The organism is Termitidicoccus mucosus (genome assembly GCF_038725785.1).
GTDB classification, from domain to species: Bacteria; Verrucomicrobiota; Verrucomicrobiia; order Opitutales; family Opitutaceae; genus Termitidicoccus; species Termitidicoccus mucosus.
Genome location: NZ_CP109796.1, coordinates 7501806 through 7516778 on the forward strand (window position 1 = coordinate 7501806; position 14973 = coordinate 7516778).

Below are 14973 nucleotides of genomic sequence, written 5' to 3' on the forward strand. Positions count from 1 at the left end.
GAATGCCCGGAGTGGTCGTGTTTAAGGGATTCGAGGCTCTCACCGGTCGCACTCGCCCATGACAAAGTCGAGCGAGCCGAGGATGGAGACCACGTCGGAAATCATCACGCCGGCGCCGATTTTCGGCAGGATGGAGAGCGACGAGAACGAGGGGCTGCGGATTTTCATGCGCCACGGGACCCCGCCGCCCTTGCTCACGATGTAGAAACCGAGGACGCCTTTCGGATTTTCCGCCTCGAAATACACCTCGCCGGGCGGCATCTGCGGGCCTTCGGTCACGATCATGAAATTGTTGATGAGTTCCTCCATCGAAGTGAGCACCTTGTCCTTCGGCGGGGCGAAAATCTTGCGGGCGTCCTTCGCATACCAGTCGCCGCCGGGGAAGTTCGCGACGGCCTGCTTCACGATGCGCACGGACTGGCGCATTTCCTCGCCGCGCACGAGGTAGCGGTCGTAGCAGTCGCCCGTGGTGCCGACGGGCACGTCGAAGTCGTAGTGCTCGTAGCCGCTGTAGGGTTTGTCCTTGCGCAGGTCGAGGGGCACGCCGGAGCCGCGCAGGTTCGGGCCGGTCAGGCCGTAGGCGATGGCATCCTCCCTCGAAATCACGCCGATGCCGACGGTGCGGTCCATGAAGATCTTGTTGCGCGTGAGCATCGAGGTGATCTCGTCGAGCGCGGCGGGAAACTGCTCGCAAAATTCGCCGACGCGGCCGAGCCAGCCGTCGGGGATGTCGCGCGCCACGCCGCCGATGCGGCTGTAGCTGGTGGTGAAGCGCGCCCCGGTCAGCTCCTCGAAAAGCGTGTAGAGTTTTTCGCGCTGGGTGAAGCACCACAGCATCACCGACCACGCGCCGACATCGAGCGAGAACGCGCCCAGCCCGACCAGATGCGACGAGATGCGCGCCAGTTCGCAGGTGACCACGCGGATGGCCTGGCAACGCGGCGGCACCTCTAGCCCGGCGAGGCGCTCGACCGCGATGGCGTAGGCGGCGTTGTTGGCGAGCGGCGCGAGATAATCGAGACGGTCCGTGTAGGGCACGAACTGGTTGTAGGTCATGTTCTCGGCGATTTTCTCGTCGCCGCGGTGCAGGTAGCCGATGACCGGGTCGCACTTCGTGATGGTGTCGCCGTCGAGTTCGAGTTGCAGGCGCAGCACGCCGTGCGTGGACGGGTGCGAGGGTCCGATGGAGAGCGACATTTTCTCGTTCTCAAACTCGTCGTGGTCGGCGGCCTGCGCGGCGCGGGCGGCGTTGTCGGGAAAGGTGAACTCGGTGGACATGAAAAATTACGAATTACGAATTACAAATGACGAATGGTTCCGGCCGGCGCGGGCCGGAGGGATTCTGTCACGGGCTGTGGCAAGTGTGAGGGAAACATCATTGAGGCAAGTCATGCTGATTCTAACTCCTAATTTGTCATTCGGCATTCGTCATTTTTCCTCAGTCGCGAGGCTTCGCGGCGGCTTCGTTCCAGCTTTCGTCTTTCGCGCGCGGTTCGGACGTGCCCATGTTGAGGCCGCCGGGCGTGGCGGTGAACGGGCCGCCGGCCATCGGGGCGGCGATGACCTTCGTGTTCACGACCGAGCCCACGTCGGCATCCCAAAGCTCGGTCTCGACGCCGGCCAGCGGAAATTCCTTGCGGAGCGGGTGATGCGCGTAGCCGTCCCACATCAGGATGCGGCGGAGGTCGGGATGGCCGGTAAACGTCACGCCGAGCAAATCGTAGGTTTCGCGTTCATGCCAGTTGGCCGCGGGCCAGAGCCCGGTCACGGTGGGCATTTCCGGCTCGGTGTCGCTCGCGCAATCGGCGGCGACGCGCAGGTAGTCGTGGGTGGCGTGCGAAAACACATGCCACACCACGGTGAAACGGGGGGACGCCCCCGCCGCCCAGTCGATGGCCGTGAGGTCGGCGAGATGGTCAAACCCATGCTCGTCGCGCAGGCAGCGCAGCAGGGCGACGGCGTCGGCGGCGGGCACGTTGATGGCGGGCAGGTCGGCCGAGGCGCGCGGCGTGACGCGGGGGAAACGGGCTTGGAGGGCGGTGATGACGTCGGCGATGGCGGGCATGGGTCGTTGGAAAAAATTAAAAACTGCCGTGCGGGAAGTCACGACAGCAGTTGTTTGAGCGCGGGTTCTCGTTTGATCTTGGCCTGCATCTTGATGAGCGCGTCGAGCAACGCCTCCGGGCGCGGCGGGCAGCCGCTCACGTAAACATCGACCGGGATGATGCGATCCACGCCCTGGAGCGTCGCGTAGCTGCGATACATGCCGCCCGTGCTCGCGCACGCGCCCATGGCGATGACCCATTTCGGCTCGGCCATCTGGTCGTAAATGCGGCGCACGTGCGGGGCCATCTTGTAGGTGACGGTGCCGGCCACGATCATGCAGTCCGACTGGCGCGGCGAGAAGCGCATGACCTCCGCGCCGAAGCGAGCGATGTCGAACTTGGCCCCGCCCACGTGCATGAGCTCGATGGCGCAGCAGGCGAGTCCCATGGGCATGGGCCACACGGAGTTGGAACGCAGCCAGTTGATGACGGCGTCGAGCCGCGAGACGACGACATCGCCCTCGATTTTGGTGTTATATGCCAGTTCTGTGTTCGCGGAGACCATGTGTTTGAAAAAGGCAGGACGGACAAAGGTAGCTGCCAGCAAACCGCGTGCAAGGTCATTTAACCCTGAATCGGGCTTCCTCGCGCGCCGGCCTCGCCGTGATAACCTCTTGCGCGAGGGCCCCTTCTCCTCGGCGATGCGGGGCCATTTTCACAGGCCGCAAACAACCCGGTCCACCGCAAAACAAGCGCCGCTTATGGTGCATTTGGCATGATTAAGGCGGATTCATGCCCGCCTCGTTCGGAGAAAGCCGGCTGCCCATCCCTGCCATCGGATACGCGCGGGCATGCCCGAAATGTCCGCGCCGCCAATCCGCGGGCCGCCTCTCAGCCCAGCACCGAGGGAAGCTTCGGGCCGTCGTCGGCCTCGCGGGTCACGCTTACGATGAGCAGTTTTCGCTGCCCGCCGGGAGTTTTCCAAGCGAACTCGTCGCCTTGCGCGTAGCCGAGGATGGCCGTGCCGATGGGCGCGAGAATGGAGAGCCGGCCTTGTTCCAAGTCGGCGCGCTCAGGCATGACGAGCGTGTAAACATCAATGGAGCCGTCGGAGAGATCCTTCAACTCGACGCGCGAGCCAAGCGTGACAATTCCGGCAGGCAGCGCGACGGCTTCGATCACGATGGCGCGGTCCAGTTCCCCGCGCAGCGGATGCGGCGTGCCGCCAAGCGTGGACAAAAGCTGCCGGAGCCGCGCATGGTCTTCGGTGGAAAGGTAGATGGGTTTCAGTGCGGGTGTGCTCATGGTATTTATTGGATGAGGTTCGGTTGTTGTAGGTTGTGAACAGGCCGCGTTCGTGCGGAATGCGGCGAGGTCGTGAGGAAAAACGTCGGTGGATTCTCGGAGTGAATTCGCGCGGCGGTGCTGGCGAAACCGGGGTGGTGGAAAAGCAGCGGAGCGGCGGACGGCGCGCAGGCCCTCGTGCGACCGTTCCGGCAATCCCGCTCCCGCGAGTCAGCCGCGACCGGTCAGTCGGTGCTGACGGACGCAACCGGGCGGACCCCGCGTCGTGCGGCGTCCTGTTGTGCGTTAAATTGAATCCGGTTGTTCATCTCGGGCGAGGGGAATTCGTTTACCACACTCACTACGATGATTTTGTCAAGGCGCGAGGGAAGCGCGCGCAACCAAGGATGAAGTCCGAACGGGGCGCCGCTCGGCGGAAACAATCCGGCACCAGGCAGGGCACGGCTTTATGGACACTTATCCCTTCGCGTGTTTTCGCGCCGTTTGCGGTTTGAAAAATGGTTTCCCCGGGTTCGATGATTCTCCGGTCAACCATTGACCCGACCCGATGTTGAAGAGGCGCCGCGCATGATTGAACGTTTGCCGTCACGCTTTCCCCATGAGATTTCCCCGGTTGGTCTGTTTCCTTTTTCCCCTCGCGGCCACGCTGGCTCACGGCGCATCGACGGAATCGCCGGCGGCGCAGCCCGGCATCGTGTTAAGCGAGCCGATTTTCACCGGCATCCCTTACCCGCAATCCAAGCCCGGGAAGCCCGGCGGCCCCGTCCAAGCCCAGTCTCACTCCTCGACCATCGTCGAAACCAAGTCGGGCCTCGTCGCCGCGTGGTTCGGCGGCACCAAGGAGGGCAACCCCGACGTGGGCATCTGGTTGTCGCGACAGGCCGGCGGCAAATGGACGCCGCCGGTCGAGGTGGCCAATGGCGCGGAAACCGAGGACCCCCGCGTGAACTGCCTCAACCCCGTCCTGTTTCAGGTGCCGGACGGGCCGCTGCTGCTTTTTTACCGGACGGGGAAATGGTGGCCTTACGTGAAGCGTTCGACGGACGACGGCGTGACGTGGTCGAAGCCGGAGCGGTTATACAACGGCAATTTTGGCCCCATCAAAAACAAGCCCGTCCTGCTTCCCGACGGCTCCATTCTCAGCCCGGCCAGCACCGAGTTTTCCGGCTGGCCCGCGCCCGGCGCCACCGGCTGGGACAGTCGCATGTGGCGCGTCCAGTTCGAGCGCCTGGTCCTCACCGGCAACCGTGCGGCCATCAAGGCCACCCAGTGGCAGGTCATCGGCCCGGTCAACGACGGCGCGATCGACGCCATCCAGCCGAGCATCCTCCTTCACCCCGGCAACCGCCTCCAGGCGCTCGGCCGCACCGCGCAGGGCGGGATTTTCCAAATCTGGTCCGACGACGGAGGCCGCACTTGGGGCGAAATGACCCTGACCGGTTTGCCCAACCCCAATTCCGGCACCGACGCCGTCACCTTGAAGGACGGACGCCACCTGCTCGTCTATAACCACACCGGCCAGCGGCCCGAGGGCAAAAACGGCCCCCGCTCCCCGCTCAACGTCGCCGTCTCCGCCGACGGCAAAAACTGGAAGGGCGCGCTGGTGCTGGAGAACCAGCCCGGCGAGTTTTCCTACCCGGCGGTCATCCAGACCGCCGACGGCCTCGTCCACATCACCTACACCTACCGCCGCCAGCACATCCGGCACGTGGTCGTGGACCCGGCGAAACTGGTCTTGCGGGACATGGGCGACGGCAAATGGCCGGAGCAATAGCCGGACTCCTCCCGTTCGTTTCTGATTTTTGCCTCCGAACCCCATGAGCGCACGGACGACACTTGCCCGCTGGTTTTCAATTCTTCCGGTTTTGGTCTTTGCCGCCATGCCGGCGGCGGACGCCCGTGCCGAACTTCGACTGCCTGCGATTTTTTCGGACCACGCGGTCTTGCAACGATCGGAAAACGTCCCGGTCTGGGGCTGGGCCGCCGCCGGCCAGCCGGTCACCGTCACGCTTGGCCCGGCGCGCGCCGCCGGTGGTGCGCGAAACCGTGCCTCCCTCGGCCATCTACAACGGGATGATTCACCCGAACCGGTCCTTCGCCTTGCGCGGCGTGGTCTGGTATCAGGGCGAGTCAAACACGCCGCGCGCCGTGCACTATCACACTGTATTCAATGGATTGATACGCGACTGGCGCGAGCAGTGGGGGGTGGGCGACCTGCCTTTTTATTTCTGTCAGCTCGCCTCGCATCACGCGAAGTCTGCCGACGCCGGCGCCCCGAGCACCTGGGCGGAATTGCGCGAGTCGCAGGCCCTCGCGCTCAAGCTGCCGGCCACCGGCATGGCGGTGCTCGTGGACATCGGGGAGGCCGGCGACATCCATCCGCGCAATAAGGCCGATGTCGGCGGGCGGCTTGCGCGCATCGCGCTGGCCAATGCCTACGGTCGGCCGGGCGCTTTTTCCGGCCCCGTCTTTGATTCGGCAATTGTTGAGGACGGGACTGTACGGGTGCGTTTTCGCGCAACGGACGGCGGCCTTGTTGAGCGGGAGTTGCCTGAGACTTATCAGCCGCGATCGCTTGACGCGGCGGTTGTCCCGCTGAAGCGCAACGCGCCCTTTGGCAAGCTGGAGGGCTTCACGATTTGCGGCGAGGACGGACGCTGGTGCTGGGCCGGGGCGAGCATCGAAGGCGATGAGGTTGTCGTCAGTTCGCCGTGCGATATGGGTGGGCTGACAATCCGACCTGCAATCTTTATAACGGGGCGGGACTGCCCGCGGCGCCGTTCCGCTCCGACGATTTCCCGCTCTCGACGGCGGGCAAGCGGTATTGATCCGCATGACTTGCCGGGAGCGTGCCGTGGTGCAGGTCAGAAAAACATCGCCTCGCCGAGCGCATCCTCGGGGGAGAGGAGCGCGGCGGTGCCTTCCAGGGTGGTGTGGTTGTTGTTGTAACGGGTTTCGAAACAGGCGGAGTTTTTCGCGACGTTGGCGTGCCAGCGGAAGGAGCGGCGCGCCGGCGCGTCGTATTCGAAGGAGAGCGCGAGGGCGTCGGGATCGGATGCCGGTTGCGCGGTGCATTCGATGGACGCCGCATCGGCGCCGCAGGCGGCCGCGCGGTCGCGCGCCCAGCCGAGAAGGACGCGGCCCTCGGCGGCGAGGCGCGGGGCGGCTTGCACGCGGATGGCGCGAAGGCCGCCGGCGATGTCGGCGGGCGCGATGCCGCTGAGGTATTGGCCGATGGTCTGGCGGACGGGAAGGATGCGCGCGAAGGCGAGATCGCGCACGGCCTCGGGAGACGGCCAGGAAAAATCGAGAAAGCCGTCGGGCGCGACGGCGGAATCGAGGATGACGCGGCGGGAGCGGCGCAGCAGGTATTGGTAGTCGTTCAGGCGGGTGGTGGAGGCGAAGCGGTGCGCCCAGTAATAAAGCGGGAGGTCGGTGGACAGGCAGATCGAGACTTGGTTTTCCAGGAACCGGCGCGCGCTCATGGGATAGGAGAGCATGACAAATTCGCAGCAACGGGTGTCGCCCTTGGATTTTCCGAGGTGGCATTCGCCGTAGATCTTGGCGCGGTAGTCGGTCGTGGTGTCGTCGATGGGGAGCGGGCAGAGGACGACGACGCGGCAGGGATAGCGGCGGGAAAAGTTGACCGCGATCTGGAATTGCGCGGTGCCGTCGGCGGGCGTGGTGCCAAAGCCGAGGTGCAGGACGAGGTTGATCTGGGTGGCCTTGGCGTCGTCGCTTTCGGGCGCGGGGCGTCCGGCGATTTCGTAGTCGCCCCACATTTTCGCGAGGCCTTTGCTGATGGAGCCGACGGGAACGTCGAAACCGGGAAGGGCGTGGAAGACGGACATGGGAATGGACGATTTACGAATTACGATTTACGATTGGGCGCTGCCGCGCCGAGGGCAGGGAGAGAATGGGTGGCGTCACAGGCATGCGATTAGGTGTGGCGTGCGAGTTTTCAAGTGGGGGGATTTTCAATCGTAATTCGTAAATCGTAATTCGTCCATTCCCTCACGGTTGTCTCCAGTTGTGGTGATCGGCGGCGAGGAGCGCGTCGGAGGAGGCCGGGCCCCAGGAACCGGCGGCGTAGGCGTCCATGCCTTTGCGGCCGGCGGCGGTCCAGGCTTCGAGCACGGGCGTGTAGAGTTGCCACGAGGCCTCGGTCTCGTCGCCGCGGATGAAGAGGGTGCCGTCGCCGGTCATCGCGTCGAGGACGAGCCGCTCGTAGGCCTCGGGGGTGTCGGAGCCGAAGGTCGTGCTGTAGCGGAAGTTCATTTTCACGGGCTGCGTGCGGGTGGCGAGGCCGGGGACTTTGCCGTTGAAAATGAGGCCGAGCCCCTCGTCGGGCTGGATCTGGAAGGCGAGGGTGTTGGGCGCGAGGTTGATGTGCGCGCTTTCGGAAAAGATGGTCCCCGGCGGGCGTTTGAACTGTATCGCGATTTCGGATACGCGGCGGGCCATGCATTTGCCGGAGCGAAGGTAGAAGGGGACGCCCTGCCAGCGCCAGTTGTTGATGCAGAGGCGGATGGCGGCGTAGGTTTCGGTGGCGGATTCCGGGGAGATGCCCTCCTCTTCGAGGTAGCCCCTGACCTGTTTTCCGCCCATCATGCCGGAGGCGTATTGGGCGCGGGCGGTGTCGCCGCCGGGCGCGGGATCGAGGGGCTGGATGGCCTTGAGGACCTTGACCTTTTCGTCGCGCACGGCCTCGGCGTCGAAGGACACCGGCGGCTCCATCGCGGTGAGGGCGAGGAGCTGCATGGTGTGGTTTTGGATCATGTCGCGGAGCGCGCCGCTTTGCTCGTAGTAGCCGCCGCGGGTGCCGACGCCGACTTCCTCGGCGACGGTGATCTGGACGTGGTCGATATAGTTGCGGTTCCAGAGGGGCTCGAAGATCGCGTTGGCGAAGCGCTGGACGAGCAGGCCTTGCACGGTTTCTTTGCCGAGATAGTGGTCGATGCGGTAAACTTGGTGTTCTTGGAAAACGGAGGCGATGGTGTGGTTCAGACCGCGGGCGGACTCGAGGTCGCGACCGAAGGGTTTTTCGATGATGATCTTCGAGTGGTGCGGCTGGCCGAGGTGGCGCGAGGCCAGGCCGCTGGAGCCGAGATGCGTGATGATGGGGGCGAAGACGGAAGGCGGGGTGGAGACGTAGAAGAGAACCTGCACGTCGCGTCCGAGTTTTTGCTCGATCGCGGCGATGTGCGCGGCGAGGCGGGTGAAGGCGGCGGAATCATCGTAGGCGCCGGCGACGTAGGAGGTGTTGGCGGCGATATGGCGCCAGACGTCGGGATTGAGTTCGCGGCGCGAGAACTCGCGGATGGCCTGCGTGGCGATTTCCCGGAATTCGTCGTCGGGAATGGGTTTGCGGCCGTAGCCGACGAGGAAAAAATCGGCGGGAAGCAGGTTGTCGAAGCCCAGATTGTAAACGGCGGGGATGAGCTTGCGGGCGGTGAGGTCGCCGGACGCGCCGAAGATGACGACGACGGTGGGCGGGGTGCCGCGGTGCCGGCTGAGACCTTGGAGAAACGGATGGCGGGTGGATTCGCTTTCGCTCATGTGGATGGCGGAGAAGGGAAGGAGATGCAGAATGACCGGAAAGTTTCGGACGGGGCGAGGGAATGGCAAGCGGTTATGCGAAACAAATTTGGAGGCGGCGGCCGTCACCCGGTGTCGCCGCCTGCCGCCGCCCGGCGATACAGCCCGCGCTCTCGGATCAATGCGAATACGCCCTGCGGAACGAACGCCTCGACCGGACGGCCTTCGCACAACCGCGCACGCAATTCCGATGAGCTGATTCGCGGCAGATCGCCCGCGCACGGATACAATCGCAGGCCGGGGATGCCGCCGTCCGCCGCGACCTCCGGCGCGTGTCCCGGGCGATGCAGCACGACAAATTCCACCAGCCGGGCCAATTCGTCGATGCCGCGCCAGAGGGACAGTTTCCCCAGCAGGTCGCTGCCGATGATCCAGAAAAGCCGGTCATCCGGGCAAGAGGCGCGAAAATGTCGCGCCGATTCGATCGCGTAACTCACGCCGCCCCGGCGTAATTCGTGATCGGATACCTCCAGCCAGTCCTCGCCTCCCGCGGCCGCGCGCACCATGTCGAGACGATCCCCGGCGGATGCGGCCGGCGGCGCGATGTCGCGAGCCTTGGACGGACTCGATGCGGCGGGCAGCAACACGACGCGGTCCAGCCGGCATTGTTCGCGCGCCAGTCTGGCGGCGGCCAGATGGCCGAAATGGACCGGATCAAAACTGCCGCCGAGAAAACCGATTTTCACGGGAGGCACGGTTGCCGGGCCGGCGGCTTCCATCAAGACCGCAATGCGGCGCCACGATGGTTTACTGTTCGTCCGTTTTCCCAACAAGCACGCTTTACCCCGGCCGATGTTTTGTATCATCGTCCACGTGAATTTTTGAAATCCCCGTCAAACCTCTGTCAACTTTCGGAAACCCCATTCGTCTATCTCGCTTTCAGCCATGAGAAACAACATCAACCGCCGCCGTTTTCTGCGCTACACCGCGACCGGCGGCGCAGGACTATTGGTTCCCGCAAGTTTGCTTGGCCAGTCACAGGCAGACATCGCCGCATCCTCGAAAAACAACACCGCCCCGGAATTCGAACAGCGCGTCCTCGGCCGCACCGGCATGAAACTCCCCATCCTGAGCATGGGTGTCATGCGCGCCGACAACCCGAACCTCGTCAAGGCCGCCATGCGCTCCGGCATCGTGCACTTCGACACCGCGCATGGCTACCAGAAGGGAAACAACGAGGCCATGCTCGGCAAAGTCTTCAAGGACGTGCCGCGCGGCTCGTTCACCGTCGCGACCAAGATAAACCTCGGCAAGGACGTGATGGCCGAAAAGGCCCCCGGGATGTTCATGGAGCGTTTTAATACGAGCATGGACCGCCTCGGGCTCGATTATGTCGATATATTGTTTCTCCATGCGATCGACAATGCCGCCGCCGTGCTGCACGGGCCGATTCTCGAGGTCATGGAAAAACTGAAAAAGGAAGGCAGGGTCAGGCACACCGGCGTCTCCACCCACAAAAACGAGCCCGAGGTCATCGACGCCGTCATAAAGAGCAAGGTCTATGAAGTGGCGCTCACCGCGTATAATTTTCGCCAGGAGCATGTCGCGGAGATGAAGACGGCCATCGCGCGCGCCGCCGAAGCGGGCGTCGGCGTCATTGCCATGAAAACCATGGCCGGGGCCAAGAACGTGAATGTGTCCGCCGCCCTGAAATGGGCGTTGCAGGACAAAAATGTCTGCACGGCCATCCCGGGATTCACGAACTTCGAGGAACTGGACGTGTGCCTCGAAGCGGCGGCCAACCTCCGCTACACGCCCGACGAGAAAGCCTTCATGGCGCGGGCCGACTCCGTGCCCACGCTTTATTGCCAGCAGTGCGATGCGTGCGCCGGGCAGTGCCCGCAAAACCTGCCCATCCCCGATCTCATGCGCGCCTACATGTATGCGCACGGCTACCGAAATCCCGGCCTCGCCAAGGAGACCATCGCCGCGCTCGATCTCCCCGACAACCCCTGCTCCGATTGCGCGGCCTGCACCGTGCAATGCCGCTCGGGATTCCTCGTCGCCGAAAAAATCCAAAACATCGCGCGCGTGCGCTCCGTGCCCGATGAATTCCTGGTGTGACATAATAAAATCCCATGATTAAAAAATATATAACCCTCCTTTTCCTTGCGGGCTGCGCATGCGCGGCCCGCGCCCAGACGCCGGCGGAACTCCGCGCCATGCTGCCGCCGGTGGACGGCTGGACGCTGTCGGACAAGGTCGAGGTATTCAATCGCGACAACCTGTTCGACCGCATCAACGGGGCGGCGGACGCGTTTCTGATCTGCAACTTCGAGGAGATGACCACGCTCGATTATCTCAAGGACGGCTCGAAGTCATATGTCACGCTCCAGATGTATCGCCATGCCACGCCCGCCGACGCGTTTGCCATCTACTCGGCTGAACGCACGCCGGACATGACGTTCCTGAATATCGGCGCCGAGGGATATCGCGCCGCGGGAATCGTCTATTTTCTGTCGGGCAGCATGTATGTGAAACTGACCACCTCCGACGAAAGCGCCGGGACCGCCGCCATGATGGAAAAAGTGGCGCGCGCGCTGGCCGTGAAAATCGACGCGAAGGCCGCGCTCCCCGGCCTGTTGCAGGTGTTTCCCGCCAAGGACAAACAACCCCGGTCCGAAGTATATATCGTGGAGAGTTTCATGGGGCATAAATTCCTCCACTCCGCCTACCGGGCGTCCTATGCGAAGGACGGGAAGGAATATCAATTGTTCGTCATCGATGGAAAGACAAAGGCGGGCGCGGAGAAAATGCTGGCCGACTACCTGAAGTTCGCCAAGCAACCGGAGAATCCCACGGAAGGGCTGCTCACCGTGCACGACCGCTTCAACGGCGACATCCCGATGCTCTGGCGCGGGCGTTACCTTTTCGGCCTCGTCAACGACAGCGGCGCGCAGGTGGATGCCGGGGCGTTGCTGGCCCAGGTGGCGGACGCGGCGCGGGATTGAGGCGCTGTGATCGTTCGCGAAACGCCTTGGGAACCAAAAGAGAGCGAAACGAGTAAGAGAACGAGAACGATTTTTTGGAGGCGGCGTCCCCGTCGCCGCCATCCAAGCCGAAGGCCACAAGACGCAACGTAGCCGCGCCAGCGACTGGGAGCGCCGGCATCTTGCCGGCAGACGACACGAAGTGTCGCCGGATCGAGTGGCACGGGCGTCCCGCCCGTGCGGCGGCGCTTCGCGCCGCCAAAGCCGGCTGGAAGCCGGCGCTCCCAGTCGCTCACGCGGCTGCGCATGGCCGGCACCATTTCCGGTTGCACCCGGCGCGCACTGCGCGGGAACACCGCGATTGACTACGATGCGGGCGGCGGACATTTTGCGCCCGCCCAAAATGAGCAACGCCCCGGCAGCCCCGCAATGTCCGCCGCCGCCTGCACGGCCCGCACGGAAAACGTGGACGGCCGGCGCGCTCACTTACACGACGGGCGGAGTGGCGGCGCTTTTCCTTTGGTTGTTGTGGGGCGATTTAGCCTGGGCGATGCGCGACCGGTCGGTCATGCCGATGGCGCAATGGTATCTCAACAGCCTGGGTATTCCGAGCGCGGTTTACGCGCTGCTCATCAGTTCGGTGCCCGCGGCCATCGCGCTGGTCGCGGGGCCGGTCATCAGCGTGAAATCGGACCGGCATCGCGGGCGGCGCGGACGGCGCATCCCGTTTTTGCTCGCGCTGACGCCGCTGGCCGCATTCGGCATGCTCGGAATCGCGCTGACGCCGTTTTTGGCGGACGAGGCGGCGCGCGTGTTTGCGCCGGGACACCCGGCGGGCGGCTGGCTGCGCGCGGCGCTCGACGGCTCGGTGGCGGGGAGTGTGCTGCAAGACAGGCAGGTGGTCGCGATCGCATGCTTCGGCGTGTTCTGGGTCGCGTATGAGCTGGCCGTCATCGCCGCGCAGCTCGTGTTTGGCGGGCTCATCAACGATGTGGTGCCGCGCGCCTTGCTCGGGCGGTTTTACGGGCTGTTTCGCGCCATCAGCCTGATCGACGGAATGATTTTCAACTTTTGGATCATCGGCCATGTGCCGGCGCATTTCACGCTCATCATGGTTGTCATCGGCTTGTTTCACCTGGTGGTCGTGATGTGGACGTTTTTGAAAATCCGCGAGGGCGCGTATCCGCCGCCCCCGCCGCCGCGCCCGGTGGGCGCGGGCAGGGCCGGGCGATTTCTGGCGGGCGCGGGCGATTATTTCCGCGAGTGCTTCACCAACTCCTACTATGTGCTGATTTTCGTGATGATGATGGCGGCGATGATGGCGTTTTCGCCGGTGAATGTTTACGCGATCCCGCACGCGCAGAGCCTCGGCGTGGACATGCATGTGTATGGGAAATTTCTCGCGCTCACGTTTCTGATTTCGCTGGGGCTGTCGTATTTTCTCGGCTGGCTGGCCGATGTGTTTCATCCGCTGCGCGTGACCATCGCGTCTCTGGCCGCGTATGCGCTGGTGGCGGGATGGGGAGGAATTTTTGCGCGGACGGCGGAGACGTTTCTCGTCGCGTGGGTGGCGCACGGCGTGCTGGCGGGATGCTATTTCACGAGCGCGGCGTCGCTCGGGCAGCGGTTGTATCCGCATTCGAAATACGCGCAATTCGCGTCGGCCGCGGGGATTTTCCTGGCGATGGCCAACATGGTGCTGATGCCGCTGGTGGGATTGCTGATCGACGGCACGGGGCGGACCTACCGGCACACGTTCACGGTGGCGTGCGCGCTGGCGCTGGTGTCGCTGGCGGCGGCGTGGGGCGTGCACCGGAAATTCACGCGGCTCGGCGGGGCTGCGGGTTATGTGGCGCCGGAGTGATTGCCCGCGGCCTGGCGCGAGGTCGGCTCCGAATGGTGCTTGGTTAAGAGAGAGTCGCTTGCGCAAGGAGGGGCGGTGTCCCCGCCGCCCGACGAGGCGAAAGCCTCGCCCGTTTGCGCGTGGTTCATCGAGATCGAGACACGACGGGCACGCGTTCCGCGTGTCGGGCGGCGGGACGCCGCCCCTCCTTGCGCAAGCGTGCTTTTGACGACAACAGACCCTATGGTCGCACCGCCTTGGGTTTTTGTGGTCGTTTTTTCGAGGGTTTGGTCGCGGTCTTCAGCGCGCGCTGCATCGCCTTGAAATCTTTCGGCGGCGGGGCGGTGAGGTCGAGCAGTTTGCCGGTGACCGGATGGTGCACCACGAGGTGCTCGGCATGGAGCATTACGCGGGACGGCTGCACGGGGAGGCGCGGATCGGCGTGCCAGCCATAGACCGTGTCTCCGAGGAGGACGTGTCCGAGGGATTTCAGGTGCACGCGGATCTGGTGCGTGCGGCCGGTGTGGATGCGGCAGCGCACGAGCGTGGCGAGCGCGCCGTAGCTCTCCACCACCTCCCAGTCGGTGTGGGCGTCGCGCGCGGCGGGATGGCTTTCCTCGAAAGCCATCATTTTGTGGCGCTGGTGCGGGTTGCGGCCGATGGGCTTGCGGATGCTGCCGCTGAGCAGCGCGGGCGTGCCGGCGACGAGCGCGAGGTATTCTTTTTGCAGCGCGCGGGTGGAGAACTGCTCGGAGAGGCCGCGGTGGGCTGCGTCGGTTTTGGCGACAAGCATCACGCCCGAGGTCTCGCGGTCGAGGCGATGCACGATGCCGGGGCGTTCGACGCCGCCGACGCCGCTCAGCCCGCCTTTGCAATGGGCGAGCAAGGCGTGCACGAGCGTGTCCTCGCCGGTCGCCGCGCCGGGGTGCACGACCATGCCGGCGGCTTTGTTGATGGCGAGGAGGTGCCTGTCCTCGAAAAGGATGTCGAGCGGGATGGCGACGGGCTTGAGTTCCGACGGTCTGGCGTCGGGCATGGAGAAGGCGAGGGTGTCGCCGCCGTGGACGGCGTGGTCGCGCTTGATGGGCCGGCCGTCGAACGAGACGAGCCCGGCGTCAAACGCGCGCTGGATGGCCACGCGGCTGTGCCCGGGAAATGCGATGGCGAGCGCCTTGTCGGCGCGGATGCGGCGGATTCCGGGCGGCACGGTGTGGGTGAGGGTGGCGTTGGGCATGGAATTTCTGGTCCGCCG

13 protein-coding genes are annotated in these 14973 nt (G+C 64.5%); 5 read left to right on the forward strand and 8 right to left on the reverse strand.

Annotated elements, in window-relative coordinates; all coding sequences use genetic code 11:
- Window positions 1-39: 39 nt before the first annotated feature.
- The 4 genes from nuoD to OH491_RS26300 form a co-directional block, all read right to left on the reverse strand.
- Window positions 40-1278: an NADH dehydrogenase (quinone) subunit D gene (gene nuoD / locus OH491_RS26285; RefSeq protein WP_068768309.1), complete on the reverse strand. Its 1239-nt coding sequence runs from the start codon at window positions 1276-1278 to the stop codon at window positions 40-42.
- A gap of 160 nt (window positions 1279-1438) precedes the next feature.
- Window positions 1439-2065 (reverse strand): NADH-quinone oxidoreductase subunit C, encoded by a 627-nt coding sequence (locus tag OH491_RS26290; protein ID WP_068768308.1) that lies wholly within the window; start codon window positions 2063-2065, stop codon window positions 1439-1441.
- Window positions 2066-2103: 38 nt separating this feature from the next.
- Complete coding sequence (nuoB, locus tag OH491_RS26295) at window positions 2104-2610, reverse strand: NADH-quinone oxidoreductase subunit NuoB (RefSeq protein ID WP_068768307.1); 507 nt, start codon at window positions 2608-2610, stop codon at window positions 2104-2106.
- A 326-nt stretch (window positions 2611-2936) separates the two neighbouring features.
- The gene (locus tag OH491_RS26300) at window positions 2937-3350 is read right to left on the reverse strand and encodes a GreA/GreB family elongation factor (protein ID WP_068768306.1); all 414 of its coding nucleotides are present in this window, start codon (window positions 3348-3350) and stop codon (window positions 2937-2939) included.
- 598 nt (window positions 3351-3948) lie between these two features.
- Here OH491_RS26300 and OH491_RS26305 point away from each other — a divergent pair.
- On the forward strand, window positions 3949-5124 hold the full coding sequence (locus tag OH491_RS26305) for a sialidase family protein (RefSeq protein WP_068768305.1): 1176 nt from the start codon (window positions 3949-3951) through the stop codon (window positions 5122-5124).
- Window positions 5125-5360: 236 nt separating this feature from the next.
- Window positions 5361-6299 carry a sialate O-acetylesterase gene (locus OH491_RS26310; RefSeq protein ID WP_342750765.1) on the forward strand — a complete coding sequence of 313 codons (939 nt, stop codon included), beginning with the start codon at window positions 5361-5363 and terminating at the stop codon, window positions 6297-6299.
- Here the strand turns inward: OH491_RS26310 and OH491_RS26315 are convergent.
- The 3 genes from OH491_RS26315 to nadD all read right to left on the reverse strand — a co-directional run bounded on the left by OH491_RS26315 (window position 6215) and on the right by nadD (window position 9643).
- On the reverse strand, window positions 6215-7201 hold the full coding sequence (locus OH491_RS26315; protein ID WP_334318949.1) for a glucose-6-phosphate dehydrogenase assembly protein OpcA: 987 nt from the start codon (window positions 7199-7201) through the stop codon (window positions 6215-6217). The two genes, OH491_RS26310 and OH491_RS26315, sit on opposite strands and share 85 nt — an antisense overlap.
- Window positions 7202-7364: 163 nt before the next feature.
- Window positions 7365-8909 (reverse strand): glucose-6-phosphate dehydrogenase, encoded by a 1545-nt coding sequence (gene zwf / locus OH491_RS26320; RefSeq protein WP_068769698.1) that lies wholly within the window; start codon window positions 8907-8909, stop codon window positions 7365-7367.
- A gap of 104 nt (window positions 8910-9013) precedes the next feature.
- A complete protein-coding gene (gene nadD / locus OH491_RS26325; RefSeq protein ID WP_342750766.1) occupies window positions 9014-9643 on the reverse strand; it encodes a nicotinate (nicotinamide) nucleotide adenylyltransferase in 630 nt (209 codons plus the stop codon).
- A gap of 190 nt (window positions 9644-9833) precedes the next feature.
- Here nadD and OH491_RS26330 point away from each other — a divergent pair, with 190 nt between their 5' ends.
- The 3 genes from OH491_RS26330 (at window position 9834) to OH491_RS26340 (ending at window position 13742) form a co-directional block, all read left to right on the forward strand.
- Window positions 9834-11012, forward strand: coding sequence for an aldo/keto reductase (locus OH491_RS26330; RefSeq protein ID WP_068768301.1), 1179 nt, complete (start codon window positions 9834-9836; stop codon window positions 11010-11012).
- 14 nt (window positions 11013-11026) lie between these two features.
- Entirely contained in the window at window positions 11027-11899 is an 873-nt protein-coding gene (locus OH491_RS26335) for a DUF6599 family protein (protein ID WP_068768300.1), read from the forward strand.
- 382 nt (window positions 11900-12281) lie between these two features.
- A complete protein-coding gene (locus tag OH491_RS26340) occupies window positions 12282-13742 on the forward strand; it encodes an MFS transporter (protein WP_068768299.1) in 1461 nt (486 codons plus the stop codon).
- Window positions 13743-13962: 220 nt separating this feature from the next.
- Here the strand turns inward: OH491_RS26340 and OH491_RS26345 are convergent, their stop codons facing one another.
- Complete coding sequence (locus tag OH491_RS26345) at window positions 13963-14955, reverse strand: RluA family pseudouridine synthase (RefSeq protein ID WP_068768298.1); 993 nt, start codon at window positions 14953-14955, stop codon at window positions 13963-13965.
- Window positions 14956-14973 lie beyond the last annotated feature (18 nt).

Coding starts and splice junctions, on each gene's coding strand:
- nuoD (WP_068768309.1), bottom strand. CDS start 1,278: ATGTCCACCGAGTTCACCTTTCCCGACAACGCCGCCCGCGCCGCGCAG.
- OH491_RS26290 (WP_068768308.1), bottom strand. CDS start 2,065: ATGCCCGCCATCGCCGACGTCATCACCGCCCTCCAAGCCCGTTTCCCC.
- nuoB (WP_068768307.1), bottom strand. CDS start 2,610: ATGGTCTCCGCGAACACAGAACTGGCATATAACACCAAAATCGAGGGC.
- OH491_RS26300 (WP_068768306.1), bottom strand. CDS start 3,350: ATGAGCACACCCGCACTGAAACCCATCTACCTTTCCACCGAAGACCAT.
- OH491_RS26305 (WP_068768305.1), top strand. CDS start 3,949: ATGAGATTTCCCCGGTTGGTCTGTTTCCTTTTTCCCCTCGCGGCCACG.
- OH491_RS26315 (WP_334318949.1), bottom strand. CDS start 7,201: ATGTCCGTCTTCCACGCCCTTCCCGGTTTCGACGTTCCCGTCGGCTCC.
- zwf (WP_068769698.1), bottom strand. CDS start 8,909: ATGAGCGAAAGCGAATCCACCCGCCATCCGTTTCTCCAAGGTCTCAGC.
- OH491_RS26330 (WP_068768301.1), top strand. CDS start 9,834: ATGAGAAACAACATCAACCGCCGCCGTTTTCTGCGCTACACCGCGACC.
- OH491_RS26335 (WP_068768300.1), top strand. CDS start 11,027: ATGATTAAAAAATATATAACCCTCCTTTTCCTTGCGGGCTGCGCATGC.
- OH491_RS26340 (WP_068768299.1), top strand. CDS start 12,282: ATGAGCAACGCCCCGGCAGCCCCGCAATGTCCGCCGCCGCCTGCACGG.
- OH491_RS26345 (WP_068768298.1), bottom strand. CDS start 14,955: ATGCCCAACGCCACCCTCACCCACACCGTGCCGCCCGGAATCCGCCGC.